This window comes from Stenotrophomonas sp. PE591 (assembly GCF_018320795.1).
Classification (GTDB): Bacteria; Pseudomonadota; Gammaproteobacteria; order Xanthomonadales; family Xanthomonadaceae; genus Stenotrophomonas; species Stenotrophomonas maltophilia.
Genome location: NZ_JAAOKO010000002.1, coordinates 353,188 through 379,248, shown reverse-complemented (window position 1 = coordinate 379,248; position 26,061 = coordinate 353,188). Strand labels below are relative to the sequence as shown.

Annotated in this window: 22 protein-coding genes; 6 read left to right on the top strand and 16 right to left on the bottom strand. The window is 65.3% G+C overall.

The genetic code is table 11. The features are described from left to right. Positions 1-112 precede the first annotated feature (112 nt). From JLDANKMP_RS06945 to prmB, 4 genes are all read right to left on the bottom strand, one after another. Entirely contained in the window at positions 113-1,141 is a 1,029-nt protein-coding gene (locus JLDANKMP_RS06945; protein ID WP_005410484.1) for an aspartate-semialdehyde dehydrogenase, read from the bottom strand. A 91-nt stretch (positions 1,142-1,232) separates the two neighbouring features. After that, positions 1,233-2,270 carry a D-glycerate dehydrogenase gene (locus tag JLDANKMP_RS06940; RefSeq protein ID WP_212560798.1) on the bottom strand — a complete coding sequence of 346 codons (1,038 nt, stop codon included), beginning with the start codon at positions 2,268-2,270 and terminating at the stop codon, positions 1,233-1,235. Beyond that, positions 2,263-3,366: a chorismate synthase gene (gene aroC, locus JLDANKMP_RS06935; RefSeq protein ID WP_108270362.1), complete on the bottom strand. Its 1,104-nt coding sequence runs from the start codon at positions 3,364-3,366 to the stop codon at positions 2,263-2,265. Before aroC ends, JLDANKMP_RS06940 begins: the two co-directional genes overlap by 8 nt. Further along, complete coding sequence (gene prmB / locus JLDANKMP_RS06930; protein ID WP_005410487.1) at positions 3,363-4,292, bottom strand: 50S ribosomal protein L3 N(5)-glutamine methyltransferase; 930 nt, start codon at positions 4,290-4,292, stop codon at positions 3,363-3,365. Before prmB ends, aroC begins: the two co-directional genes overlap by 4 nt. 123 nt (positions 4,293-4,415) lie before the next feature. Here prmB and JLDANKMP_RS06925 point away from each other — a divergent pair, with 123 nt between their 5' ends. Continuing rightward, on the top strand, positions 4,416-5,066 hold the full coding sequence (locus tag JLDANKMP_RS06925) for an SCO family protein (RefSeq protein ID WP_005410488.1): 651 nt from the start codon (positions 4,416-4,418) through the stop codon (positions 5,064-5,066). Further along, positions 5,063-5,905 carry an archaetidylserine decarboxylase gene (gene asd, locus JLDANKMP_RS06920; protein WP_005410489.1) on the top strand — a complete coding sequence of 281 codons (843 nt, stop codon included), beginning with the start codon at positions 5,063-5,065 and terminating at the stop codon, positions 5,903-5,905. The genes JLDANKMP_RS06925 and asd overlap by 4 nt, the downstream gene beginning before the upstream one ends. A 90-nt stretch (positions 5,906-5,995) precedes the next feature. Here the strand turns inward: asd and JLDANKMP_RS06915 are convergent, their stop codons facing one another. Beyond that, the gene (locus tag JLDANKMP_RS06915) at positions 5,996-6,343 is read right to left on the bottom strand and encodes a ribonuclease E inhibitor RraB (protein WP_005410490.1); all 348 of its coding nucleotides are present in this window, start codon (positions 6,341-6,343) and stop codon (positions 5,996-5,998) included. A 22-nt stretch (positions 6,344-6,365) separates the two neighbouring features. Further along, positions 6,366-7,970: a transglycosylase SLT domain-containing protein gene (locus JLDANKMP_RS06910; RefSeq protein ID WP_024958305.1), complete on the bottom strand. Its 1,605-nt coding sequence runs from the start codon at positions 7,968-7,970 to the stop codon at positions 6,366-6,368. A 122-nt stretch (positions 7,971-8,092) separates the two neighbouring features. On the opposite strand from JLDANKMP_RS06910, the gene JLDANKMP_RS06905 reads away from it, so the two are divergent. Beyond that, the gene (locus JLDANKMP_RS06905) at positions 8,093-9,598 is read left to right on the top strand and encodes a helicase HerA-like domain-containing protein (protein ID WP_012480897.1); all 1,506 of its coding nucleotides are present in this window, start codon (positions 8,093-8,095) and stop codon (positions 9,596-9,598) included. Between the two features lie 79 nt (positions 9,599-9,677). Next, positions 9,678-10,184, top strand: a complete 507-nt coding sequence (greB, locus tag JLDANKMP_RS06900) for a transcription elongation factor GreB (protein WP_212560797.1) — start codon at positions 9,678-9,680, stop codon at positions 10,182-10,184. A 157-nt stretch (positions 10,185-10,341) separates the two neighbouring features. On the opposite strand, the gene JLDANKMP_RS06895 is transcribed toward greB, so the two are convergent. Both JLDANKMP_RS06895 and rimO read right to left on the bottom strand, forming a co-directional pair. Further along, positions 10,342-11,178 carry a DUF3025 domain-containing protein gene (locus tag JLDANKMP_RS06895; RefSeq protein ID WP_212560796.1) on the bottom strand — a complete coding sequence of 279 codons (837 nt, stop codon included), beginning with the start codon at positions 11,176-11,178 and terminating at the stop codon, positions 10,342-10,344. After that, complete coding sequence (gene rimO / locus JLDANKMP_RS06890; protein ID WP_212560795.1) at positions 11,175-12,533, bottom strand: 30S ribosomal protein S12 methylthiotransferase RimO; 1,359 nt, start codon at positions 12,531-12,533, stop codon at positions 11,175-11,177. The genes JLDANKMP_RS06895 and rimO overlap by 4 nt, the downstream gene beginning before the upstream one ends. 46 nt (positions 12,534-12,579) lie before the next feature. On the opposite strand from rimO, the gene JLDANKMP_RS06885 reads away from it, so the two are divergent. Further along, positions 12,580-14,205 carry a recombinase family protein gene (locus JLDANKMP_RS06885; protein ID WP_249336823.1) on the top strand — a complete coding sequence of 542 codons (1,626 nt, stop codon included), beginning with the start codon at positions 12,580-12,582 and terminating at the stop codon, positions 14,203-14,205. Positions 14,206-14,210: 5 nt separating this feature from the next. Here JLDANKMP_RS06885 and JLDANKMP_RS06880 read toward each other — a convergent pair whose 3' ends face one another. The 3 genes from JLDANKMP_RS06880 to JLDANKMP_RS06870 all read right to left on the bottom strand — a co-directional run bounded on the left by JLDANKMP_RS06880 (position 14,211) and on the right by JLDANKMP_RS06870 (position 15,970). Further along, on the bottom strand, positions 14,211-14,723 hold the full coding sequence (locus JLDANKMP_RS06880; RefSeq protein WP_212560994.1) for a hypothetical protein: 513 nt from the start codon (positions 14,721-14,723) through the stop codon (positions 14,211-14,213). Positions 14,724-14,857: 134 nt separating this feature from the next. Continuing rightward, complete coding sequence (locus JLDANKMP_RS06875) at positions 14,858-15,112, bottom strand: translation initiation factor 1 (RefSeq protein WP_143567668.1); 255 nt, start codon at positions 15,110-15,112, stop codon at positions 14,858-14,860. A 63-nt stretch (positions 15,113-15,175) separates the two neighbouring features. Further along, positions 15,176-15,970: a KilA-N domain-containing protein gene (locus tag JLDANKMP_RS06870; protein ID WP_099553173.1), complete on the bottom strand. Its 795-nt coding sequence runs from the start codon at positions 15,968-15,970 to the stop codon at positions 15,176-15,178. A gap of 455 nt (positions 15,971-16,425) precedes the next feature. Between JLDANKMP_RS06870 and JLDANKMP_RS06865 the strand changes: the two genes are divergently transcribed. Then, positions 16,426-17,091, top strand: a complete 666-nt coding sequence (locus JLDANKMP_RS06865; RefSeq protein WP_212560793.1) for an SOS response-associated peptidase — start codon at positions 16,426-16,428, stop codon at positions 17,089-17,091. Positions 17,092-17,138: 47 nt separating this feature from the next. Here the strand turns inward: JLDANKMP_RS06865 and JLDANKMP_RS06860 are convergent, their stop codons facing one another. The 5 genes from JLDANKMP_RS06860 to JLDANKMP_RS06840 are packed head-to-tail and all read right to left on the bottom strand — an operon-like array spanning position 17,139 to position 26,031. Beyond that, entirely contained in the window at positions 17,139-17,810 is a 672-nt protein-coding gene (locus JLDANKMP_RS06860; RefSeq protein ID WP_212560792.1) for a hypothetical protein, read from the bottom strand. Then, positions 17,810-18,106 (bottom strand): hypothetical protein, encoded by a 297-nt coding sequence (locus tag JLDANKMP_RS06855; protein WP_005408972.1) that lies wholly within the window; start codon positions 18,104-18,106, stop codon positions 17,810-17,812. Before JLDANKMP_RS06855 ends, JLDANKMP_RS06860 begins: the two co-directional genes overlap by 1 nt. Before the next feature lie 51 nt (positions 18,107-18,157). Then, positions 18,158-21,049 (bottom strand): hypothetical protein, encoded by a 2,892-nt coding sequence (locus JLDANKMP_RS06850; RefSeq protein ID WP_212560791.1) that lies wholly within the window; start codon positions 21,047-21,049, stop codon positions 18,158-18,160. A gap of 6 nt (positions 21,050-21,055) precedes the next feature. Then, positions 21,056-25,645: a tape measure protein gene (locus JLDANKMP_RS06845; RefSeq protein ID WP_212560790.1), complete on the bottom strand. Its 4,590-nt coding sequence runs from the start codon at positions 25,643-25,645 to the stop codon at positions 21,056-21,058. 56 nt (positions 25,646-25,701) lie between these two features. After that, positions 25,702-26,031, bottom strand: a complete 330-nt coding sequence (locus JLDANKMP_RS06840; RefSeq protein ID WP_099553169.1) for a hypothetical protein — start codon at positions 26,029-26,031, stop codon at positions 25,702-25,704. Between the last annotated feature and the right edge of the window lie 30 nt (positions 26,032-26,061).

The following is a 26,061-nucleotide window of genomic DNA, read 5'->3' as shown; positions in this document are numbered from 1 at the left end:
CACCGGAAAGACCCTTGAGGTAGTGCCGGCCGCTGGCCGGCATGCACTCCGGCACATGGATCACGGCAATGCCGGCCAGCGGCCGGCACTACCGGTGAGGCAACCGCTGTGATCAGCGCTGCTCGGCGGCGACCAGCTCGGCCAGCTGCACGGCATTCAACGCCGCGCCCTTGCGCACGTTGTCCGACACGATCCACAGGTTCAGGCCGCGCGGGTGCGAGAGGTCCTCGCGGATGCGGCCGACGTACACCGCGTCCGTGCCCGAGGCGTGGGTGACCGGGGTCGGGTAACCACCGGCTTCGTGACGATCCACCACTTCGATGCCCGGCGACTGCTCCAGCAGCGCGCGCGCTTCGGCGACGGTGACCTTGTCGCGGGTCTCGATCGCCACCGACTCGGAGTGGCCGTAGAACACCGGCACGCGCACCGCAGTCGGGTTCACCAGGATGCTGTCGTCGCCGAGGATCTTGCGGGTTTCCCAGATCAGCTTCATTTCTTCCTTGGTGAAGCCATTGTCCTGGAAGTCGTCGATGTGCGGGATCAGGTTGAAGGCGATCTGCACCGGGAAGCGCTGCGGATCGATTTCCTGGAAGCTCAGCAGCTGGCCGGTCTGCTTGCCCAGTTCCTCGGTAGCCGAACGGCCGCCGCCGGACACCGACTGGTAGGTGGAGACGTTGATACGCTCGATGCCGTACTTGCGGTGCAGTGGCGCCAGCGCCACCAGCATCTGCATGGTCGAGCAGTTCGGGTTGGCGATGATGCCGCGCGGACGGTTGGCCACCTGTTCCGGATTGACCTCGGACACCACCAGCGGCACGTCATCGTCGTAACGGAAGGCCGAAGAGTTGTCGATCACCACCGCACCGGCAGCGGCGAACTTCGGTGCGTATTCCTTGGACACGCTGCCACCGGCCGAGAACAGCGCGATCTCGACGCCGCTCGGATCGAAGGTGGCCAGGTCCTGCACCTTGACCTTCTGGCCGTTGAATTCGATCTCGCCGCCGGCCGAACGCTCGGAAGCCAGGACGCTCAGGGTACCGACCGGGAAACCACGCTCGGCCAGGATCGACAACATGGTCTCGCCGACCGCACCGGTGGCGCCGACGACGGCGACGTGGAAACTGCGCTGTGCATTGCTCATGGGGGAACTCTCACGAAAACGGGAATGGGGAAGAAACACGCACGACAGCTGGGTTCGGGGAACCTCCTCAAGCGGGGCGCGCGGAGGTTCCCTATCGTTTCCCGGTTTTTTTGCCCAGCGTCACGCGCGCGGCCATCGCCGCATCAGCGTTGATCGCACTCGGCATGCGCGACGGGCCGCCGTCCAGGCCGAGCCCGGCAACCAGATTATCCACGGCCAGCTGTACCATCGCCGTGCGCGTGGCCAGCGAGGCGCTGCCGATGTGCGGCGTGAGCACGACATTGCGCAGCGCCAGCAGTTCGGGGCGCACCGCCGGCTCACCCTCGTAGACATCCAGGCCGGCAGCGGCCAGACGGCCTCGGGCAAGCGCGTCGGCCAACGCCAGTTCGTCGACGATGCCGCCGCGGGCGATGTTCACCAGGGTGGCTGAGGGCCTCATCTTCGCCAGCGCAGCCGCATCGATGATGTGATGCGAGGCCGGCGTGTAGGGCAGCACGGTGACCAGGTGGTCGGACTGCGCCAGCAGCGTGTCCAGGTCCACGTAGGTCGCGCCGAGCGCAGCCTCGGTCTCGGCCGGAAGGCGCGAACGGTTGTGGTACAGCACCTCCATGCCGAAACCATGCGCGCCGCGGCGGGCGATGCCCTGGCCGATGCGGCCCATGCCGAGGATGCCCAGCGTGCTGCCATGGATGTCTGCGCCGAGCATGGCCTGGAACGACCATTGCTGCCACTGGCCTTCGCGCAGCCAGCGCTCGGATTCGGTGATCCGGCGCGCGGTCGCCATCAACAGGGCGAAACCGAGATCGGCGGTGGTTTCGGTCAGGACGTCCGGCGTGTTGCTGGCGAGGATGCCGGCCGCGCTGAGCGCATCGACATCCAGGTTGTTGTAGCCGACGCCGACATTGGCGATCACCTGCAGCTGCGCGGCGTCGGCCACCTGGGCCGCACCGATGCGCTCGTTGAGGGTGATGATCGCGCCGTCGACGCCGGCCAGCTGTTCGGCGATCTGGTCGGGCGACCAGGCGGTGACCGCATCGGTGCTGCGCAGCTGCACGCGATCGCGCAGCGGCGCGATGGCCGCGTCGATCAGCGGCTGGCTCACCCACACCGTCGGCCGCGTGTCAGCCATCGATCTGCCCGGGAATGCGCGGGGTGATCGTGCCGACATCGCCGCACTGCGCGCGATGGCGCAGCGCCTGGTCCATCAGCACCATCGCCACCATCGCCTCGGCGATCGGGGTGGCGCGGATGCCGACGCAGGGATCGTGGCGACCGGTGGTGACCACCTCGACCACGTTGCCGGCGGTGTCCAGCGACGGGCCCGGCAGGCGCAGGCTGGAGGTCGGCTTCAACACCATCGACGCAACCACCGGCTGGCCGGTGGAGATGCCACCGAGGATGCCGCCGGCATGATTGCTGGCGAAGCCCTGCGGGGTCAGCAGGTCACGGTGTTCGGTGCCCTTCTGTGCGGCGCTGGCGAAACCGTCACCGATCTCAACGCCCTTCACCGCGTTGATGCTCATCAGCGCGGCGGCCAGTTCGCCATCGAGCTTGCCGTAGATCGGCTCGCCCCAGCCCGGCGGCACGTTGTCGGCGACCACGTCCACGCGCGCGCCGACCGAATCACCGGACTTGCGCAGCGCATCCATGTACGCCTCCAGCTCGGGCACCTGTGCGGCATGCGGCCAGAAGAACGGATTGTCTTCCACCGCCGACCAGTCGAAACCAGCCGGGGTGATGTCGCCCAACTGCGACAGGTAGCCGCGCACGGTGACGCCGAAGCGTTCGGCCAGCCACTTCTTGGCGACCACGCCGGCGGCCACGCGCATGGTGGTCTCGCGCGCCGAGGAACGGCCACCACCGCGCGGATCACGGATGCCGTACTTGTGCCAGTAGCTGTAGTCGGCATGACCTGGCCGGAACTGCTGGCCGATGTTCGCGTAATCCTTGCTGCGCTGGTCGGTGTTGCGGATCAGCAGCGCGATCGGGGTGCCGGTGGTCAGGCCCTCGTACACGCCGGACAGGATCTCGACCTCATCGGCCTCGCGGCGGGCCGAAGTGTGCCGGCTCTTGCCGGTCGCGCGACGCTGCAGGTCATGGGCGAATTCGGCCGCGTCCAGCGCCAGCCCCGGAGGGCAGCCATCGATCACGCAGCCGATGGCCGGCCCGTGCGACTCGCCGAACGTGGTGACGGTGAACAGCTTGCCGAACGAATTGGAGCTCACGGGCGCTGCGCCGCCAGTTCGGTGATGCGCGCGCTGTGGGCGATCAGCTCGCGGCACTCGACCGCGAAGATGCCCATCTGGCCGACCTTGAACTCGATCCAGGCGAAGTCGACTTCCGGCAGCAGCTTGATCAGGTGCTGCTCGGATTCGCCCACTTCGCAGATCAGCAGGCCGTCCTCGCTCAGGTGCAGCGGGGCGTCACGCAGGATCTTCAGCACCAGGTCGAGGCCGTCGTCGCCGGCACGCAGGCCCATTTCCGGCTCGTAGGAGTACTCCTGCGGCAGGGCATCGGTCTCGTCGTTGGTGACGTACGGCGGATTGGTGACGATCAGGTCGTAGTGGCGACCGGTCAGGCCGTTGAACAGGTCCGACTTGAGCAGGGTGACGTTGTGCGCCTGCAGGCGCTCCTTGTTTTCTTCGGCAAGCGACAATGCATCGTCGCTCAGGTCGACGCCGTCCACTTCCCAGTTCGGGTAGTAGTGGCCCATGGCAATGGCGATGCAGCCCGAACCGGTGCACAGGTCCAGCGCACGGCTGACATCGCGGCCGGCCAGCCACGGCTCGAAGCCGCATTCGATCAGTTCGGCGATCGGCGAGCGCGGCACCAGGGCGCGCTTGTCGCTCTTGAAGCTCAGGCCGGCGAACCAGGCCTCACCGGTCAGGTAGGCGGCCGGGATGCGTTCGTCGATGCGACGCTGGAACAGCTCCAGCACGCGCAGCTTCTCGGCCTGCAGCAGGCGCGCCTGGCCATAGGCCGGGCCGAGGTCGTGCGGCAGGTGCAGGCTGTGCAGCACCAGCTGGGTGGCCTCGTCCAGCGCATTGTCGTAGCTGTGCCCGAAGGTCAGTCCGGCTTCGTTGAAACGGCTGGTGCCGTAGCGGATCAGATCGATGATCGTGTGGAGTTCGGCGGCCGTTTCAGCGGTCATGGCGGTACTGCGGGCAAAGTGGCCCCCGATTATAGGGGCTGGCGCCCGTGGCGGCATCCGTTGCGGCGGAAACGATTCGGGCCACAGCCGGTATGATGGGGCCCACTTCGCGCGGGAGCCCCCATGTTCAATCGCAACGCCGGCATCATCCTGCTGATCGCCCTGGCGGCGGGTCTCGGCCTGCTGGCCGCCCAGCAGCTGTTCGCGCCGAAGCCGCCGGCCAATGCCCCGGCCACCGAAGCGATCACGCTGTACCCGCAGCCGCGCGAACTGCCCGACTTCAACCTGGCCCAGTCCGACGGCACCCGCCTGATCCCGGGCGAACTGAAGGGCCACTGGACCCTGGTATTCCTGGGCTTCACCTTCTGCCCGGACGTCTGCCCGACCACCCTGGCCGAGCTGGCCGGCGCGCAGAACCAGTGGGAAGCCCTGCCCGACAGCCTGCGCCCACGCGTGTTGTTCATCTCGGTCGACCCCGACCGCGACAGCGCCACCCGCCTCGGCGAGTACGTGCACGGCTTCCACAAGGACACCCTGGCCGCCACCGCTGACGTTCCCTCGCTGGAGCGCTTCGCCACCTCGTTGGGCTTCGTGTTCCAGAAGGTGCCGGGCAAGCATTTCGACGAGAACCCCGAGGATTACACCGTCGAGCATTCGGCCAGCCTGGCCGTGCTCGACCCGCAGGGCCGCCTTGCCGGCCTGGTACGCCCCCCGTTCAACGCGCCGGCCATTGCCCGCGACCTGCAGAAGCTGACCGAGAAAACCGCCCCATGAGCCTCACCACCGCCCTGACGTACGCCCTGCCACACCGCCTGCTGTCCTCGATGGCGCGTTCGCTGGCGTACTCGGACGATCCGCGCGTATCGCGCTGGCTGATCGACACGGTCACCCGCAAGTTCAACGTCAACCTGGACGAAGCGGCCAACCCGGACCCGCGCAGCTATGCGACCTTCAACCAGTTCTTCACCCGTGCGCTGAAGCCGGGTGCGCGCGTGGCTGACGCCGATCCGCGCAGCCTGGTGATGCCGGCCGACGGCCGCATCAGCCAGCTGGGGAAGATCGAGGCCGGCCGCATCTTCCAGGCCAAGGGCCAGTCATTCACCGCTGCCGAACTGCTGGGCAGTGACGAGGACGCCAAGCCATACAACGATGGCCTCTACGCCACGGTGTACCTGTCGCCGCGCGATTACCACCGCGTGCACATGCCGTGGACCGGCACCCTGCGTGAGACCGTGCACGTGCCGGGGCGCCTGTTCAGCGTTGGTCCGGCGGCAGTGAACGGCGTACCGCGCCTGTTCGCCCGCAACGAGCGCCTGGTCTGCCACTTCGACACCAGCTTCGGGCCGATGGTCAGCGTGATGGTCGGTGCGCTGCTGGTGTCCGGGGTGGAAACCGTGTGGAGCGGCGAGGAGATTCCGCACTATGGCGACCGCATCACCCGCAAGGACTACCGCGGCCAGGGCATCAGGCTGGAGCGCTTTGCCGAGATGGCGCGCTTCAACTACGGCTCCACCGTGATCGTGCTGCTGCCGCCAGGCGTGGCTGACTTCGCCCCGCAGCTGGGCGCTGAAAGCCCGGTGCAGCTGGGCCAGGCGCTGGCGAAGCTGCGCTGAGGCTTCGGTAGTGCCGGCCGCTGGCCGGCATCTCCGCTGATCCAACGCGTCGAGCATTGCCGGCCAGCGGCCGGCACTACCGGTCGCGTGTTACTGCAGGGACGGGGCCGGACCGACGTCCATGCCGTCGTAGTCTTCCACGCCCTTCTCCGCGGCCAGCGCTGCGAATTCCTGGTTGCGGCGGTCAAGCGAGGCTTCGTCGTGGATCTCCACGCGCTCCACATGCAGCACGTGGAACGGCGCGTCGCCCTCTTCCGGATCCTGTTCGAACAATTCCACGAAGGTGTAACCCTGCGCCTGCAGGTGCTGCGCCAGTGCCTGCAACGGCTCGGCAGTGGAGTGCACGAAGAAGTACCCCCACAGCAACGGGCCGGTGATGTCCCAGTCGGTGTTTTCGCGGAGGTTGGCGAACAGGTTGCGGGTGTCTTCGAGGTCCATGCGGATTCCAGGGTCGGGGGGATTACTTGTCGCAGCCCTGCAGCTTCAGCGTCTGGCCGTGGCGCAGGCTGTAGGCCGGGGCCTTCAGGCCATTGGCGCGGGCCAGGGTGGGCACGTCGCACTGGAACTTGGCCGCGATGGCGCCCAGGGTTTCACCCCGGCCCACCTTGTGGCTGCGCACCGGCTTCGGGCGCGCCGCCGGGCGCGGCGTGGCCACCGGAGCGACCGGCGTGGTCGGCACGCTGGTGGACGCCGCCGCATCGGCCACCGGCACCACGCCGCCCACGGCCACGCTTCCGGTGTAGCTGGTCGCAGCCGGGCGCTTGATTGCTGCGTTCAGATCGGCGGTGATCAGCGTGCGGGCCAGGTCGGCACGCGGGCCACTGACGCAGTTGCGCTGGTACAGGCCGGCGATGCGGGTGGTGGCATTGATCAGCGTGCCGGCCGGGATCCAGCCATCGGCCTCATAGCGCGGGTTGAGGTTGCGCAGCGCGCGCATGTAGCCATCGCGGGTGCCGTGGCTGCCCAGGCAGATGGTCAGTTCGTAGATGGTGGTCGACTTGGCCAGGCGCAGCGTGGCCGGCTGCGCGCTGATCTTCGGGAACTCCACGCCGTATTGCTGCGGGTGCAGGAAGATCCAGGCCGCGGCGATCACCATCGGCACGTAGTCCTTGGTCTCGCCGGGGAACTGGTTGTAGACGCTGTCGGTCCAGAAGCTCTGCCCGGCGCTCTGCTTGAACACGCGCGCGGCGCGGCCTTCGCCACCATTGTAGGCGGCCACCGACATTTCCACGTTGTTGTTCAGTTCGCGCAGGCGTTCGTTGAGGTAGCTGGCGCTGGCCTCGGCCGCACTGCGTGCATCGAAGCGGGTGTCAAAGCCGGTGCCATCCGGGCCGAGGCCGAAGCGGCGGCCGGTGGCCGGCATGAACTGCATCAACCCGGCGGCGCCCGCGCGCGATGAAGCATGCACGCGGCCATTGGACTCCTTGGCCATGATGCCGAACAGCAGCGCTTCAGGCAGGCCACGCTTCTCCCACTCCGGCCACATCACCGCACGCAGGTTCTGGTAGTTCTCGTAGCTGGTCAGCAACGCCGGGCGCATGTCGGTCAGCCAGCGGCGGATGCCGGCCTGCACCGCCGGGTTGTATTCGACCATGCTGTCGAAGGCGTGCCGCTTGTCGTTCAGCAGCGCGGCAGCGCGCGCGGCCTCCGGTACGTCGGCGGTAAGCGGGCCGATGTGGTCGGGGTCGGCTTCCAGGCGGTCACCGCCCTCGTCGGCCACGTCATCGCTGGCGGCCGCGTCGGCGTCGTGCTTGAGCAGGCGCTTGTAGCTGGCCAGCAGGGTGCCCATCTGGCAGCCCTTCTGCTTCACGCAGTCGTTGAGGACATCTTCCATGTCCTCCAGCGCGGCGTCGGCTTCGTTGCTGCCCTTGGGGTCGGCATTGGCGACCAGCAGCAGCGCATCGCTGTAACGCTTCTCGGCGACGGTCATGCGCTGCTGCAGCGCATCCACCTTCACCTTGTCCCGGGCCGAAACCCGCTGCGCATGGGCGTCGGGCGCCAGGGAAACCAGGCCGGCCAGGGCCAGCAGCGGCCAACCGCGGGAAATCAGGACAGGAACGGGCATTGATGGCACTGTGTGCGAAACAGGCAGGCAGAGTAGCGGCGCCGCCAAGGTCCGGGCAAGCCGACCTTCGGACCGTCACCGCCGGCGGTTAACATTGGGCTATTCACCACAAGGGCTGGACCATGGATCCGATTCTGCTCGGCAAAGGCATCACCGACGATGTGGCCGTCACCCTGCTGCCGAAACTCGGCAACCGCCACGGCCTGGTGGCCGGCGCCACCGGTACCGGCAAGACCGTGACCCTGATGACCCTGGCCGAGGGCTTCTCGCGGCTGGGCGTGCCGGTGTTCCTGGCCGATGTGAAGGGCGATGTGTCCGGCCTGGCGGTGCCCGGCACCGGCGCCGAGAACCTGCTCAAGCGCGCCGCCGAGATCGGCGTGGCCGACTACGCACCGGCCGCCAGCCCGACCATTTTCTGGGACCTGTACGGCAAGCTGGGTCACCCGGTGCGCACCACGGTCAGCGAGATGGGCCCGACCCTGCTGGCGCGCATCCTCGAGTTGAACGACACCCAGTCCGGCGTGCTCGACATCGTGTTCAAGCTGGCCGACGACCGTGGCCTGCTGCTGCTGGACATGGACGACCTGCGCGCCCTGCTCGGCCTGGTGGCCGAGGAGCGCAAGGACATCTCCACCGAGTACGGCCTGGTCAGCGCGCAGTCCATCGCTGCGATCCAGCGGTCGGTGCTGCGCCTGGCGCAGGATGGCGGCGAGAACTTCTTCGGTGAGCCGGCCCTGGAACTGGCCGACATCATGCGGGTCAATCACGACGGCCGCGGCATGATCGGCATCCTTGCCGCCGACCAGCTGGTGCTCAAGCCGAAGCTGTATTCCACCTTCCTGTTGTGGCTGCTGTCGGAGCTGTTCGAGCAGCTGCCGGAGGTGGGCGACCTGGACAAGCCGAAGCTGGTCTTCATCTTCGACGAAGCGCACCTGCTGTTCGACGATGCACCGCCGTCGCTGGTGCAGCGCATCGAGCAGGTGGTGCGCCTGATCCGCTCCAAGGGCGTGGGCGTTTACTTCTGCTCGCAGTTCCCTGATGACGTACCGGGCAACATCCTCGGCCAGCTCGGCAACCGCGTGCAGCATGCGCTGCGTGCATTCACCCCGCGCGACCAGAAGGCAGTGAAGACTGCTGCCGAGACCTTCGTGCCGAACCCGAAGCTGGACGTGGCCAAGGTGCTCAGCCAGCTCGGTACCGGCGAAGCGCTGGTGTCCACGCTGCAGGACAAGGGTGTGCCGATGCCGGTGCAGCAGACGATGATCGCGCCGCCGCGCTGCCGGATGGGGCCGATCACCGACGCCGAGCGTGCCCAGGTGCGTGCCGGCAGCCCGGTCGGCAGCCGCTACGACACCGCGATCAACCGCGAATCGGCCGCCGAACTGCTGGCCCAGCGTGCGCAGAAGACCGTCGAACAGGCGCAGGCACCGGCCGCGCGCAGCCGCGAGCAGGACGAAGCGCAGGAAGGCGGTTTCGGCCAGGCGATCAAGGACGCGATCTTCGGCACCAAGCGCCGCCAGGGCATGATCGAAACCATGGCCAAGCAGACCACGCGCACCGTCGGCACCAAGCTGGGCAACCAGATCGTGCGTGGCATCCTGGGTGGCATCTTCGGCGGCAAGCGCTGATCTGCCACTACTGGGGTCGGATCCCTTTCCTGCGGAAAGGATCCGACCCCATCGTTCCCCTGAAAAGAAGTCGCACCACATGTCGCGTTGGCGTCCCCCTGCAGAAAAGAGTACCGCCCTGATCACCGCCTCCGGCCACGCCCGGCTGAAGGCCGAACTGGATGACCTATGGCGTGTGCGCCGCCCCGAGGTGGTGAAGGCACTGGCCGCGGCCGCTGCGGAAGGCGACCGTTCGGAAAACGCCGAGTACACCTATCGCAAGAAGCAGCTGGGCGAGATCGACCGTCGTGTGCGCTACCTGACCAAGCGGTTGGAATCGCTACGCGTGGTCGACACCACGCCGACCGATCCGCTGGCGGTGTTCTTCGGCGCATGGGTGGAACTGGAGAACGTGGACAGCGGTGAGACCAGCCGCTATCGCATTGTCGGGCCGGATGAGACCGATGCTGGGCAGGGCTGGATCAGCATCGATTCCCCCCTGGCGCGTGCGCTGCTGAAGAAGCGAATGGATGATGAGTTCTCGGTGGAGCTGCCCGGCGGCCAGTTCACCTTTGCGGTGATCGGAGTGGAATACGAGCCGTTGTAGCGTCGACTGTCAGTCGACCACCGCGCCAAGCGCGGCACAAACCTCCGCAGCCGGACGGTAAACGCACCGCGCTCCTCATCGCGGTCGATGACTCGTCGAAGCCATCTGTCGGGCGTTCACGGCCTCGGAACGAAGAGCAGTCGACTGACAGTCGACTCTACATAGCCCCGTGCAACGGCGGCGGGTACTGGCGGCCGGCACGCAGCGGGCGGAAGTACGCGGCATCTGCATAGAAAGCGGCGTCCTGTCCCTGGTGCCAGCCCGGGATTCCCGCCAGCGGCAGCGGACGCAACTGCAGGGGATCGGTCACTGCCCTGCCCTCGGCGATGGCCGCGGTCACTGCGTCAACGCAGGCATCATCGACTTCACCGTGCACCACCACGCACTTGCCGACCAGCAGGCGCCCCGGTAGCAGCGCCTGCTCCATCAGCGCGTGCCCGAATATCGCAGCGATAGCGATGTCACCACTCTGCCAGCGCGCAGGCTCGAACAACGCCGGCCAATCATGCACGTCCCATGCGGCCAACACGTCCTCATCGCGCACACGCACGATCACACCGGTTTCGTCGAACTGGGTCAGCGCGGCCTGCGCGCGATTGCGCTGGCCCGGCGGCATGGATGCGATATGCCTGCACTGCTGCACATTGAGCACCTGCTTGAGCTGCAGGTAACGGGCCCACACCAGTGCATTGAACAGGTCATGCCAGTTGTCGGCGCGGGTGGCGATGCGCCCCTGCGCGATGCGGGCTTCGTAGTGCAGGCCGTCGGCCAGCAGCGCGGCATCCTGCTCGACCAGGTGCTTGCCGGGCAGCGTGAGGCGTGCCTCGAGCGCTGCAATGGACGGCCACTCAGGGCTGGCCAGCAGGTCATGGACGTCGCGCAACCCGGCAAACACCGGGTGCGCGAACACCTGCGGATCGACCGCCGCACGCGGCGGCGGCACGAAGCGGCGCACACCGCTGCCGTCACCGGCGGCGGTCGTCGCCGCGGTCACAGCATCTTGAGATCGAATGCCGGGCGGGTAGCGGCCGGCAGCGCATCACCGTACAGGTCGTGCTCGTCGCTCTCGGTGATTTCCACGTCGACGAACTCACCCACGCGCAGCGGCACCTGGTCGGCGTTCTGGATATGCACCAGGCCGTCGATCTCCGGCGCATCGGCCTTGGAACGGGCCACGGCGATGTCACCTTCGATGGCATCGACCAGGCACTGCTGCACGGTACCGATCTTGGCTTCCAGGCGCGCGGCGGAAATCTGCGCCTGCTTCCCCATGAAACGGGCCAGGCGTTCCTGCTTCACTTCTTCCGGCACGGCATCGGGCAAGTCGTTGGCGGTGGCGCCCTCGACCGGTGAGTAGGCGAACGCACCGACGCGATCCAGCTGTGCCTCGTCCAGGAACGACAGCAGTTCTTCGAACTCGGCCTCGGTCTCGCCCGGGAAGCCGACGATGAAAGTCGAACGCACGGTGATGTCCGGCGCGATGCGGCGCCAGTTCTGCACACGCTCCAGGGTCTTCTCGACCGCACCCGGACGCTTCATCAGGCGCAGGATGCGCGGGCTGGCATGCTGGAACGGAATGTCCAGGTACGGCAGGATGCGGTTCTCGGCCATCAGCGGCACCACCTCGTCCACGTGCGGGTACGGGTAGACGTAGTGCATGCGCACCCACGCATCCAGCTCGGACAGACCTTCGCACAATGCCTTCAGGCGGGTCTGGTAGGCCTTGTCGCGCCACATCTTCTCGGCGTACTTCACGTCCACGCCATAGGCCGAGGTGTCCTGCGACACCACCAGCAGCTCGCGCACGCCACCACGCACCAGGCGCTCGGCCTCACGCAGCACCTCGTCGACCGGGCGCGAGACCAGCTTGCCGCGCATCGACGGGATGATGCAGAAGCTGCACTTGTGGTTGCAGCCTTCGGAAATCTTCAGGTAAGCGTAGTGGCGCGGAGTCAGCTTGATGCCGTAGTCCGGCACCAGGTCCACGAACGGATCGTGCTTGGGCGGCAGTGCTTCATGCACCGCTTCCATCACGCTCTGGTAGTCCTGCGGGCCGGACACCGCCAGCACGTTCGGGTAGGCCTCGCGGATCTGCTCCGGGCGCTTGCCCAGGCAGCCGGTGACGATGACCTTGCCGTTCTGGTTCATCGCCTCGCCAATCGCGTCCAGCGACTCGGTCACCGCCGAATCGATGAAGCCGCAGGTGTTGACCACCACCACGTCGGCCGAATCGTAGGACGGGACGATGTCGTAGCCTTCCGAGCGGAGCTGGGTAAGGATGCGCTCGGAATCGACAAGGGCCTTCGGGCACCCCAATGAAATAAACCCTATACTTCTGCGATCCGACACTGCTCTACCTGGCGCTATGGCTACAAAGGCGAGAGTTTACAGCTACTTGCGCTTCAGTGACCCGAAACAGGCCACCGGCAGCAGTGCCGACCGGCAGCTGGAGTACGCCAAGCGCTGGGCGGCCGAGCATGGGATGGCACTCGACGCAGCCCTATCCATGCAGGATGAGGGCCTTTCCGCCTACCACCAACGGCACGTAACCAAGGGTGCGCTGGGTGTCTTCCTGGCCGCTATTGATGAGGGACGCATCCCCGCAGGGTCCGTTCTGATCGTTGAAGGCCTCGACCGACTGAGCCGCGCTGAACCCATTCAGGCGCAGGCCCAGTTGGCGCAGATCATCAATGCCGGAATCACGGTGGTGACCGCCAGCGACGGCCGCGAATACAACCGCGCCGGCCTCAAGGCCCAGCCCATGGACCTCGTCTACAGCCTGCTGGTGATGATCCGGGCGCACGAGGAATCGGACACCAAAAGCAAGCGCGTGCGCGCTGCCATCCACCGCCAATGCAAGGGATGGCAGGATGGGACTTGGCGCGGCGTCATCAGGAACGGCAAGGACCCGAGCTGGACCCGGCTGGACCCTGAGACGAAGGCGTTTCAGCTCGTGCCCGAGCGAGCCGAGGCTGTGAAGCTGGCGATCCGGATGTTCAGAGACGGCCACGGTGCTGTCAGGATCATGCGCACCCTTGCCGAAGAAGGCCTGCAGCTGACCAACGGGGGAAACCCGGCCGGCCAGCTCTACCGGATCCTCCGCAACAGGGCCCTGATCGGCGAGAAGGTGTTGGAGATCGACGGCGAAGAGTACCGACTGGCCGGGTACTACCCTTCCCTTTTGAGCGCGGAACAGTTCGCGGACCTGCAGCAGGCGACTGAGCAGCGCGCGAAACAGAAGGGCACTGGGGAGATTCCCGGTCTGATCACTGGCCTGCGGATCTCCTACTGCGGCTATTGCGGATCGGCAATGGTCGCGCAGAACCTGATGAATCGCGGACGCCGTGAAGACGGCGGACCACAGCACGGGCATCGGCGGTTGATATGCGTGGGCAACTCCCAAGGCATGGGCTGCGCCGTTGCAGGCAGCTGCAGCGTCGTACCTATTGAACACGCGATCATGAGCTACTGCGCGGACCAGATGAACCTGGCCCGATTGTTCGAGGGTGGGGATAGATCTGAGGCGCTGGCTGGCAAATTGGCCATTGCGCGGGCGCGAGTAGCTGACACTACCGCGAAGGTTGAGCGGATCACCGATGCCATGCTGGCAGATGACGCAGGAGACGCGCCGGCCGCATTCATGCGCCGGGCGAGAGAATTGGAAACATCGCTTGTCGAGCAACAAGCCGAAGTTGACGCGCTAGAGCACGAACTTGCAGCGGTCGCTAGCTCACCCACACCTGCCGTGGCCAAGGCTTGGGCCGACCTACAGGAAGGCGTGAAGGCACTGGACTATGACGCGCGGACCAAGGCGCGCCAGCTGGTAGCCGACACCTTCGAGCGTATCTCGATCTACCACAGGGGGACCGAGCCGGAGCAGACGCGCTCCTGGAAGGGCACCATAGACCTGGTGCTAGTGGCGAAGCGCGGCAGCGCGCGCATCCTTCATGTTGACCGCCAGACGGGCGAATGGCGGGGCGGCGAAGAAGTTCGAGATCTGCCGGATGATCCCATCCAGTAGGCGGGTCAGACACCCCGACGAAGCTGCTCCAGCCCTGCCCTCAACCGCGTCTTGCTGCGGACGTCCCTCGCTCGGGGCTTCGTCTCTACAGGCGGCTTGCGCGGCTCCAGCGCTGCCTTGATCCGCTCGATCTCCTTTGCTCCGGCCTCGGCCAGACGCCGGGCCTGTTGCTGCTGCTCGCGGGTCGGCGGGAGACCAGGCAGTGGCGGGGGCAACTGGATTGGCGTGCTGTCGGTCAGCCGGGCAACGGCCGCACGCAGAGGCAGCTCGGGATACAACCTGGCGGCGCACCAGCGCTCGGCGTAGCGCTTCGCCTGTCGGACGTTGGCGGCGCGCGCTTCCTTGGTGTGCCACATCTTCTGGCCCTCCATCCACAGCCGGACGCCAGGACCGCCATCGAGCGTGACGTTCGCCGTTTCCCGGCCGTTGTACCAGAGCGCCCAGCGCTCACCGGTCTGGACCCAGCCAGCGGGAATCGGGGCGGTGCGGAAACCTTGGTAGCCGTGCGAGGGAAGCATGGCCGGGAGGATACGGCCAGGCGTCGCAGATCTTGCGAACGCCAAGCCCACGTTCCTGAAGCATTCGAAGTCGATCGAGGAAAGCGCCCTACTCAAAGCCGGGTCGCATCGAGAACGACCCGCCTCGGGCTTGCTCAACAACTGAACTTCGGCTCGCCGAACGTCTTGCGGAGAGAAGCGATTAGACCTATGTCATCCGTGAGATTCGTTTCACTCACATCAACATGCGGCAATGCGCCAATGGCCCCCACGACGACATGCTTGCGCACCGTTAAAACAGCGTCCAGCGGAACAGGACGCTCTTCGCGTCCGAAATCGTGCTTGCGACTACCACTTACCCAACCGGACGGTGTCAGGTGTTCGTCTTCCCACTCATTGCTCAATGACATTGTCAGCCTCCGTGTGTACCCAACTGAAAAGTGGCCCCGCCCAGTCCGGGCGGGGCCGATTAATCACGCAGCCGGGAGCTTCGGAACGCCCGGCGCTTCCAGCAGTAGCCTGTCCAGGAACGGCAAAGCTGCAGGATCACGTTCGCGGAAGTACTGATGGGCCTTGTTGGGCAGCCAGACCTCATTGAAGTGAAGGCGGAATGCATGCAAATAGCCGATCGGGTACATCTTTGCATCGCAAACGCGGCCATCCGCATATCGCTGCCTGTAGGTGGGCACCTTCGACGTATCAACTCCTTGGCCACGAAGCCACTTAGCGAACATCTTGCCCTCAGAGATGTCCGGGACCATACGTTCGGGAAGCGTGTAACCGAGAGCTTCGAGTGGCGCGATCAACGAAATCGCCAACTCGCTCAGGATCGAGAAGTGCGTATAGGGCACCTTGTCCTTGTTAGCCAGGTAGCGCTGGATGTGATGCGGCAGCCCAGGGGCAGGCCCGCCATTGGGCTGTCGGCCGGAGAGCCATTCCCGCACCCATTTGGCAACAGCGACAGCGAACTTCGGAGAAAGCCACTGGGCCAGATGGGTTGCGACGTCCGGGTGCACCCAAGTTCCCTGCGGCCCGTTCCCCTTAACTACTTGAATTAGCTCGGAAACGGGATATCCCGTTTCCGCAGCCAGCTCGTCAAGGAACTGCCCCGTCGCTTCGAGACGACGGTAATCAAAGAACCTCTTCCCAACGGCCTGACACATGGCGGTTGCATTGATGTACCCATCGAGCTTGCGCTGCTCAATGAGGGTGTTCTCCATCTGACGATGGATAAGATGCAGCGACAGCTGCTGGGTGTTGCTGGTCATGTGGACTTAGCCTCTTGTGTTGCAGGCAAAGCCATGGCCTCAACTAGCGGAACTACGACGCACGTCACAAATCGTTAGTAACGACTGATTGACACATATGACATACGGCGTATGATTCGCTCCGTTACTTCTAGGTAAGTTGTTGCCACTGCTCGGCACTGCTTGCGTAACACCGCCCTACCTAGTTGGCGCTAGGCGGGGCTTTTTATTGCCCCGACGGTGGCCGGGGAATCCCGACGGCCACAAGATAGTGAGGCGGTTCAGCCTCGTCAACGCCAAATGTAGTGAAATTCGGCAATCCTTTGTGCTGCAAGGGTTCCAGCATCGGCGCGCGGATCAATAACTTATGCGATGCCCATCCAAACTGCGCAGTCAAGTAAGTTTCGATGGTTATCAACAACTTAGCCATCCCTAATACACGCGCCGGATACACTCCCTCAGCCTACGATCCGGCCATGTGCGGCCGATTCGTCCAGCTCCCCGTGATCGACTTCGGCCAGCCGGGGCTGGCTGACCTTGCCCCCGGCCTGGCCGAGATCCAGCCCAGCTACAACCTGGCGCCGACGCAGCGCGCATCGGTGATCCTGGACCGCGGCGAAGGTCGGCAGGTCACCCGCTTGGCGTGGGGCCTGCTGCCATTCTGGGCCAAAACCAAGGGCCTGCAGGGTTCGACCATCAACGCCCAGATCGAGACCGTGGCCACCAAGCCCGCCTTCCGGTCGGCGTTCAAGAAGCGCCGCTGCGTGATACCCATGGCCGGCTACTACGAGTGGTCGGTGAGCCCCGAGGACGGCAAGAAGGATCCGTGGTTCATCCACGCCACCGGGCCACTGCTGGCCGCTGGCCTGTGGGAGGACACCAGCCCGCTGCTGCCCGACGGCAACCTAGGCACCTTCACCATCATTACCGGCGACAGCAGCGGCGTCTCGGCCGACATTCACGACCGCATGCCAGTGTGGCTGCAGGCCGGACAGATCGATGAGTGGATGGCCGCCAGCACCGACGACGCCATGGCCATGCTGCTGGCCAGCGAGCCGCCGGCGATGGAGGCCTACCGCGTCAGCCGCGCGGTGAACACGCCGCGGAACAACGTCGAAGATCTGCTGCAGCAGGTCGCATAGGCGCGCTTCAACCGAACCCCCGCGGCATCTCGGTCCGGTGCAACCGGTCAGTAGTTCGTCACGTCCACCGCCATCACGATCCCGACAACGGCCTGGTTTGGTGAGCCGCCAGTCCCGATTTTCGGGATGGTGATGGCGTTGCCGAACAGGCCGTGCTTCCCGCTAACGCCCCGCCCGTTGCCGATCCCCATCACGGTGAAGCTGTTCTGGAAAGTGCTGGTGGCCGGGGCGCAGATCACCCCGGCGACCGTCTTGCCGGTGAAGTCAGGGAACCTGTCCTCTTCCATACCACCATTGGGAAAGACGCCGCCTACACCGATGATCCGCATGGGCTTTGCACCCAGCGCGTACGTCAGCCGGCCATTCGCATCCCACAATGCCAGATACTGCGCATCCTCGTTGGCGGGGCGATCGAACACGTACGCCCAGCCTTGCAGGCGCGCGGGCGTATTCGTCCACAGCGTCAGCCGGAACTGATTCGGACCGATCTCCTGAAGCTGAGGGAAGAACGGATACGGGTCACCGATAAATGCCACCATCGGGGCCTCGGCATTGATCATCATCTCTGCATACTTCCAGTTGCCCCCCGGGTTGTTTCCTGGGTAGGTCACCGGCGAAACATCGATGCGTATTTTCTGCTTCAGCACCAGCGACGGGGTGTCCTCGCTAATCAGCGTGGTCCCAGCGTCGCTCAGAATCTCCACCGCTGCCTTTGCCATCATCGCACTCCGTAGTAGAACTTGACCGGCTTGATAGTGCCGACGAACTGACCGCTGCCATTTTTGTTCAGTGCCCAGTACACCCGACCATTCGCGTAGCCGACCACGGGAACGTAGCCCAGCGAGTCAGAAGGAATGATGGGAATGTAGAAGAACTCCCCTGGCGGCAGATTGGCAGCAAAGCCATTGCCGGGCGTTGCATCCGACCACGCCACACCGCACAGCAGGCCCAACCGGCTGGCGAGGTCCCATAGCCGATTGCCGTTCTCATCGTTCACTTCCATCACAATCTGCATGCCGCCTCCTGTCGGTTGCGGAGGGCCGGGTTCCCGGCCCTTCTTGGTTGATCAAGGCACAACGCCCCATCGCATACGCAGGCGCCCGTTCTGGTCGTAAACACGCCAGTTTCCGTCGCTGTACTCAGTGCGCATACCGGCGCTTGGGGATGACACACGGAACATGTCAGCCAACACGTCGAAGGCAGATATCTCACCCGTTGCGGTGAGCTGGACACCGCCGACCTTCCTGTCCGCGCGCACAGCCACTCCCCACTGGGCCAATGCCTCACCCCCACCCGCAGACCATAGGGACGGCAAGGACGCGTCAGGTGGGCATTGCTCCAGCATGGGCTGCACGTACCACCCTGCGCAGTCTTGACCTGCAGGGGATTCCTTGGTCGTGGCGATTTGGAGCCAGACCGAACTAGCGTTCGCAGGTGCAGGACCTGTAAGGACGAACAATCGCTCATAGTCAGCCAAAGAGCCGCTAGCTCCGTACTTCCGGCTGGCAGACGAGGCAAACTCAGATCCAATCAGGTTTCCGTTGGCATCCACGAAGAAGACGCTGATGTTCGACCTGCCCAGATACGAATTGCAGTAGACCGAGCCCATGTAGGACTTTCCCGGTTCTGCCGGGACCTGCTGAGCCGTTAGAACTTGGATATTCACGGCTTGGCCAACGTTGGCGTAATGAACCATCGCCCTCATGCCTCGCGGAACTCGAGCGTCTTGAATGATCAGATTCGAGCGCTCCCAACTTCCAGTGGCCCAGCGCGTGAACCACGCTGGATCCAGTGATCCAGTCATGGTTGCAGTGCGCAGAAGATTGCCGCCACCACCCAACGTCTTCACCCGAGCTTCCATCGTCTGTACGACAGATGCGTCAGCCTTTCCGCCAAGCGAAGTCTGTATGCCCGATATCTGCTGCGCCTGAGACGCCTGCGCCTGCCCCTGCTCTGTCACTTGGGTCTTCAGCTGATTGAAGCCGCTGGCCGATACATCACCCACCTGTGTTTTCAGGCTCACTAGGTCCTGCGCAGTCGCATCCAGCGTGGTCCCCTGCTGGACCACCGTGGTCTGCAACTGGTTGAATGCGGTTGCGTTCACGTCGCCAACCTGCGTCTTTAGGCTGGTCAAGTCCTGAGCCGTCGCCTCCAGTTTCTGCCCCTGTTGGGTGACCGTCGCGGTGAGCCCCTGGATTGCAGCGGAATTGGCATCTGCCTTGGCATTCACCCCATCAACGCCGGTCTGCAGCTGGGTGATCTGCTGCGAGGTCGTCTCTATCTTGTCCTCGGCGGTTGTGACGCGCGTCGTCAGCTGCTGCAAGGCGGTGGTGTTGGCCGCAGTTGTTCCAGCCAATTCGGTCACATCGCTGCGTAAAGCGGTGATCAGCCCTGCCTGCGACGTGATCGTCTCGTCATGCTGGGTAACCTTGGTGCTGAGATCCGATATCGCCTGAGCGTTGTTGTTGCCCTGGTCAATGATCGCCGGCAGCGAGGCATTGATGGTCGTGATCGACTGCGCCAGCGCACCGGTTGTGGTCGCCGTGGCTTCCTCGAGCGATGTGACCGACGCAGCAGTAGCAAGCGCCCCCTCACCCGCGGGCATCCTGGCCTCCATGGTGCTGATGCGCCGCACCTGCGCGGCATCTGCCGCAACGCGCGCCTTCAGCTCCTCGTATGCCAGGCCAGAGGTCAACTGGAGCGGGTCCGAGCCGGTGTAGTTGCCTCGGATCTGCACCGCCAGCGTATTGCGCTGGGCGGCCTCGGCAGCATCGGCCGAGATCCGGGCCTCCGTTTCGGCCTGAACCACCGCCATGGACGCCCCAGGCTGCGGGCGTCCGACGGCGACGTAGTCGATCAGGAAGTAGTTGGCCACCGATTGCTCGGTGCCCAGCTGCAGGCGAATAGCGTCGACCGTAGCCGGCCACCAGGCAATGTCCTGTACGTCCACGGTGGCCACTCCGCTGGCGTCCCACGCCGGCTCCGGGATGACGGCGCGCTTCTGCGTGCTCCATGCCTGATCCGTGGTCGTGATCCACTGTAGGGATCCGCCCCACGCCGGGCTGCCCACACGCTTCACGCGCAGCTTGACGAAGCGATAGGCGCTGCCGTCGACGGCCAAGGCCACCGGCGACTGCACCCAGGGCGCAGTGGCATGGTTGGCGGGCCGCAGCCAGCCATCCACGAGGGTGGGCGCACCGTTGCCCGTCCACCCTTCAATGGTCTGATTGAACGGCCAGAGCTTGATGCTGTCGAATTGCGTTCCGCTGCCGGCCGCGACCTCCGACACCGCGCGCGCCAACGATTCATCGGCGCTTTGCCGCAGCTGCTCTTCGCGGCTGATCGCCGCCTCGCGCGCCATCTTCTCGTTCAGCAGTGCATCGATCCGGGCCTGGGCCTCGGCGCTGATCGCCTGCATGGCTTCGGTCACGCCCTGCTGCCGCAGCAGGGCCTCGGCGACCAAGTCCTGTGCCGCCTGCGCCAGGCCGGCGGCGCGAGCAGCCGCCTCGTCTGCGATCGCTTGGATGCGGGCACTGATCTCCGCCGCCAGCTTGGCCTGCTGTTCGGCCAGGTCCTTCGAAGTGGTGGGCGGAACAACGCCCACCACGGTTCCGGTGCCTGCCTTGCCGCGAACGGTCGGGGTGATCTGGAACCACCACGTCTTGCCGCTGCCGTCACTATAGACGTAGCGCGTCTCGGTGGTGCGGTGAATCTCCGTCCAAGGGCCGTCCTGGCTCTCGCTGCGCGAGATGACGTAGATCACGCCCTCCAGATCGACGGCATCCCATTCGAGGACAACGCCGTCGGCCACCGGCGTGGGATTGACCCCATTCGCCGGCGGCACGTCCGGCGCCTTGAAGGGCACCGGGAACCACGTCGAAAAGCGCGGTGCCACCGGTGACGCGGACGGCAGCCCGCCCACGCCGATTTCCACCAGCGTGAGTTTCCTTGCTTGCATTGCTGATTACCTCGCGTTGAGTGCTTCGCGCAGCGCTGAACTGCTGGCGTTGCGTACGCCCTGGGTAGTGGTAGACACGAGCTGGCGGAGCAGCTGGTTCTGTTCGGCGAGCAGAGCGTTGCTCTGCTGTATGGCGGCGGTGGTTTGCGTCTGAGCGTCGTTGTTCACGACCAGGTCGAACACGGCCCGGCTGAAGTTGTCCGGCAGCGCCTCGATCGCGTCCGCCAGCGCCCCCATGTTCGTGCCGTCCGTCTGGTTGAGGTCGCCGACCTTCATGCCGTCGATCAGGCCGCTCACGCGGCCGTACAGGCTGTTGTAGTCCTGCCCGCTGGCGTAGAGATTCCGACCAAAGCCCAGCGCTGCCTGTGCGGCCGCCTGCGCGGCGCTGGTGTCGCCACCGGACACCGCCCGCTCCAGTTCCTTCATCGCCTCGCCCAGCTTCTCCTGGTCCGTCAGCGGCGAAAGGTCACTGATCGACAGGCCGTACTGCATGGCCTTCTTGTCCTTGTCGATCTGCGCCTGCAGCTTGCCCATGTTGGTGGCACGAAGCGCCTCGATCTTGGCCAGGTCCTCCGCCCGAGCGCCGGACAAGCCGAGCGCCTTGGCGTAGTCGTTGGCCGACTTCACCTGCTGGCGATACGTGCGCTCGATCGACAGCGCCTGCGACTGGTACTGCGTCAGGTTGGCCGTCATCAGCTGGGTGCTCACATCGGCCATGAGGCTGGCGTAGTTGCCGAGCAGCCCGGTCACCTTCTGCACCTGGGTGGCCAAGTCCGTGCCTGCGACGGCGGCCAGATCCTGGAAGTAGTCGACCGCCTTGTTGACCTTGTCGACCTCCAGGCCGTTGAGCGCCCGGCCCAACTCATCGGCGTTGCCAACGGCCAGCGCGATCGACGCACTGAGCGCGGTGAACACATCCGACGCCTCGAAGTAGCCGTCGAGTTGGCCACCGAACCCCGCCGCCTTGACCGCCTCGGTGTACAACCGATTGGTCATGTCGCTGAGGTATGCCTCCAGCTGCGCCTTGGCCTCAGTGGAGTCGGCCGACAACTGGAGCTTCCCCAGGTCCACCTTCACGCTACCGAGCTTCTGGGTCAGATCCACGCCCAGCTGCTTGGCCAGATCGGTTGCAGCACCGCGGACCTGGCGCGCGGCCATATCGAACGTGCGATCGATGCCAGGGTCCAGCGCGCCGAACTGTGTCCACTTCTTGTCACTGCGGAACAGACCGCCCTTGGCCTTGATATCGGCATAGCTCTGGCCATCGAATCCGCCGAAGCCATAGCTACCCGTGATGCCCTGCCCGGTGACCTTGGGAGCCTGCCGGCCGAACAGCTTCGCGTGGATGCTGGAGCCGGACAGGATCGACGCGACCTTGTCGTTGAAGCCCAAGGCGCGGAACCCCTTGTCGGCCAAGCCGACAGCCCCGGCGGTGGCGATTTTGCCGGCCCAGCTCTCACCATTGGCGATGTTCCAGCCCTGGTCGAACAACTGGGCGTTCTTCATCATGCCGGCGACGATCCAGCCGATGATGGGGACCGCCGCCGCTGCTGAGCCAGCAGCGCCTGCACCCGCCGCACCTGCCCCGGCTCCTGCACTGCCACCACCGATCAACCCGGAGAAGCTGGAACCGGTCATCCCGGCCATGCTGGTCACGTCGCCGAAGCCTGTCAGGGTTCCCGCTGCGGCCCCGGCGGAACGGCCGAACCCGAACAGGCCCTGGCCCTTGGAAAGCAGCCCGGCCACGGTGCTCACGTTCTGGCCGCCGGCCGCAGAGCCATTGCCGCCGAACAACCCCATCAGACTCTGCAGGTTCAAGCCACCGCCCTGCCCGTTCATCCCGTTGAGGATCTGCGTCTGGATCGGGATCACCAGCTTCTGCTGCAGGAACTCGCGGGCCAGGTCACGCAGCCCGCGCTTGGCGGCGTCCTTCAGGTCGTCCCACAGGTTGTCGAAGTCCCGCATGCCGCCGGCAACGAAGTCGGCCATGGCGTCAGCGGCATGGCCTACGCCATTGATGACCACGCCGGCCCACGCCTCAACATTGGCAGCAGCCTCCTCCGCACGCAGCGACAGATCGGCCGATGCCCGGGCGGCGCCGAGCATGGACTGCTCGTACTGCTCGTAGCTCGCCGCCCCCTTGGACAGCGCCAGCGCCTCCTTGCCGCCAGCGGCCTCCACCGCCTTCTGCAGCTCCTGCCGCATGTCTCGCTCGTTCATCATCTCGCGCCGCGACAGCTCACGCGCACGGCCGACCTTGCCCAGCATGGCGGCCTCGGCATCCATCGTCGCAAGGAGCGCCTCGGGGCTGGCCAGGGCCTTCTTGATCTCCGCGCTGGACTGCTCCAACGCCTTCTGCGACTCCAGGATCAGCGTGTTGTACGCGGCCCGCTCGATGCGCCCTTCCTTCAGCGCCTCCTTCAGCTTGTCCTCGAGCTGCTTCTGTCGCTCGGTGGCCTCGGCCAGTGGCCCGGCCATCGTTGCCGCAGCCATTGCAGCCTGCTCGTTGTAGCGCTTGATCGCTTCCGCATCTGCCTTGCGATCCTTGGCGCCTGCGCGCTCAGCGGCTGCCGACGCCTTGCGCGACTCCGTGAAGTTCTTCTGCGCAGCGGCCAGCTCCGTCTGGAGCCGGATGTACTGTGCGCCCTGCTCGATGTACTGCTTGACCTTGGGGTCATCGCGCTTGGAGAAGTCGACGCCGCTGGCTTGGGCCTCCTTGAACCAGTCATTCACGTCCAGCTTTGCCACTTCGGCTGCACTTTTGCCCACGCGGGCGAGCTGACCCGGCAGCGACTGCATTGCCGACGCGATGCGCTTGCCAGCCGCGCCTGCCGAGTCTCCCAGAACGTTGAACGAACCCGACAGGGCGTCAGTTGCGCTCTTCGCTTGAGTACTGCTGCCCGTGAAGGCGTCGAGGATCGCACGCTTACGATCGACCTCCCTGCCAGCAGTGGCCGCGGCAGCGGTCTCTTCCGTGAGGCTCTTGGCCACGGTGGCAGCAGCTGGCGAGCCAGCGATCATTGCTCGCCATGCCGCCTCCAGACCATCGGAGAACTCATCGGCGCCAATCTTGCCGGCCTTAAACGCGGCATCCAGCCGCTGCGTCTCCTGGATGAACTCTGAAGCCTGGCTCGCGGTGGCAAAGTTCGTCGCCGCAGCGACCATCTCCGTAATCGAGCTGGTGATGGTCCGGTAGTTCTCGTCGATCTCCTTCTGCAGTCGAAGGACCTCGCCGGCCTGCATCTGGGCGTTGAGGGTCTTGAACTTCTCGATGGCAGTGTCAGCCGCACCACCAAAATCGATCAGCGCAGCCGACGCAATCTTCGTGTTGTCGCGGAAGATCAACCAGCCCGCGGCGGCAGTGGCCAGCATGGTCACAATTCCCGCCGGACCTCCCAGCATGGCAAGCGTCGCTGATCCAGCACGCGCAAGCCAGCCGGCGTTGGCCGCTGCGGCCTGCGTTTGGGCCTGAGCCAGCAGCAGCGTGGCCTGTCGATGCTCAAGGGTCGCTGCAGCGGCTTTGCTGCTCACGGACACGCTACCGCCGATCGCAGCCGTGCGGCGCACCTCCGCCTCCGCATCGAGCATTGCGGCACGCGTCCGCAGCTCGAGCTGCTGCGCAGCGGCCAAGTTCTGAGCCGCTGCGGCCCGATCTGCCACCATACCAGCGTTGGCCGCAGCGACCCGCGCCAGTAGGGCTTTCAGCAGCGGTCCAGATGCGACTGCGGCTCCTGCGACAGCTACCATTTCCAGATTGCTGCCGAGGGCACCGATGCCGGCTGCAAGCGCCTTGGACGCGCCGGTTGCCTCGTCGGCACGGCCAATCATGACCTGCAGGTTGTTGTTGAACAGCGTCATTGCCTGCCCAACGGTGGAATCCATCTTGCCGAACGCCTCGTCCACGGCGCCAGCCTGGCTCTGCAACGCGTTGATCACCTGCTGTGACGACAACTTGCCCGCGGCGCCCAGTTCACGCAGTTTCCCGATCGGTACGTTCAGGCCCTTGGCGATGGCCTGGGCCAGGGCTGGCGCCTGCTCGAGTACCGAGTTCAGCTCTTCACCTCGAAGGGTGCCAGAGGCAAACGCCTGCCCCAGCTGCACGAGGGCGGCATCGGCACCCGCCGCGGACGTGCCGCTGATCACCATCGTTTTGCTGATGGTCTCGACAACGCGTGCCAAGTCTCTCCCAGACAGACCGAGGGCCTCCTGGTTCATCGCGATTCGCTGGTACAGCTCCGCAGTCGCACCCAGAGGCTGTCGCGCTGCGCCGGCAATCCGGATCACGTCAGCCTGCGCGGCAGCGAACTGCGCCTGGCCCTGCGTGACCAGCCGCAGCCTGTTGTTGAGGTTCGTCCATTCGTCGGCCTTGCCAATTGCGGCTTTTACGGCCACCAAGGCTGATGTAAGACCCACCGCCTCAGTCGCTACCCGACGAAATCCGGCCGCGACCTCATCGGCGCCGCGGCGTGCGGCGTCTGACATAGACGATTGGATCGTAGCCATGTCGCGCTGCACGACGCGCGCGGCCTTCCCGCTGTCGCGCTCGAACGATCCCGACTTCAGCAGCAGGTCGACGGTAAGGGTGTAGAGGCTCATCGCGCTTCCAAAAAAAAAGCCCGCACATGGCGGGCTTGGGCTGATGGAGAAATGTTCTACGGAATCGGGATTTCCGACCCGTTGATGGTCATCTGTGTCACGGTTCCCTCAGCGTTCGTGACACACGACGCGGATGCAGGCTTTGTGGAACCGCCTGTTTCAGAAAGGACCAGCCCGGCCCCGGCAGGCCAGGCGAAATAGTGTTCGTTGGCGGATCCCATGTCCTTCACGTACGGCACCTTGGTGCGGTTCGGGTCCGCTGACGCCGCTTGAATCGCGCTCATGCAGTTCAGCAACCCGCGCTTGGCTCCATCGTCCTGTGCCGTCGAACAGCCAGCTGCCAGCGAGAGCAGTAGCACCGGCGCCAACCTGATTAGATGCTTCATAGGACCTCCCGATATCTGCGGGGATCATGC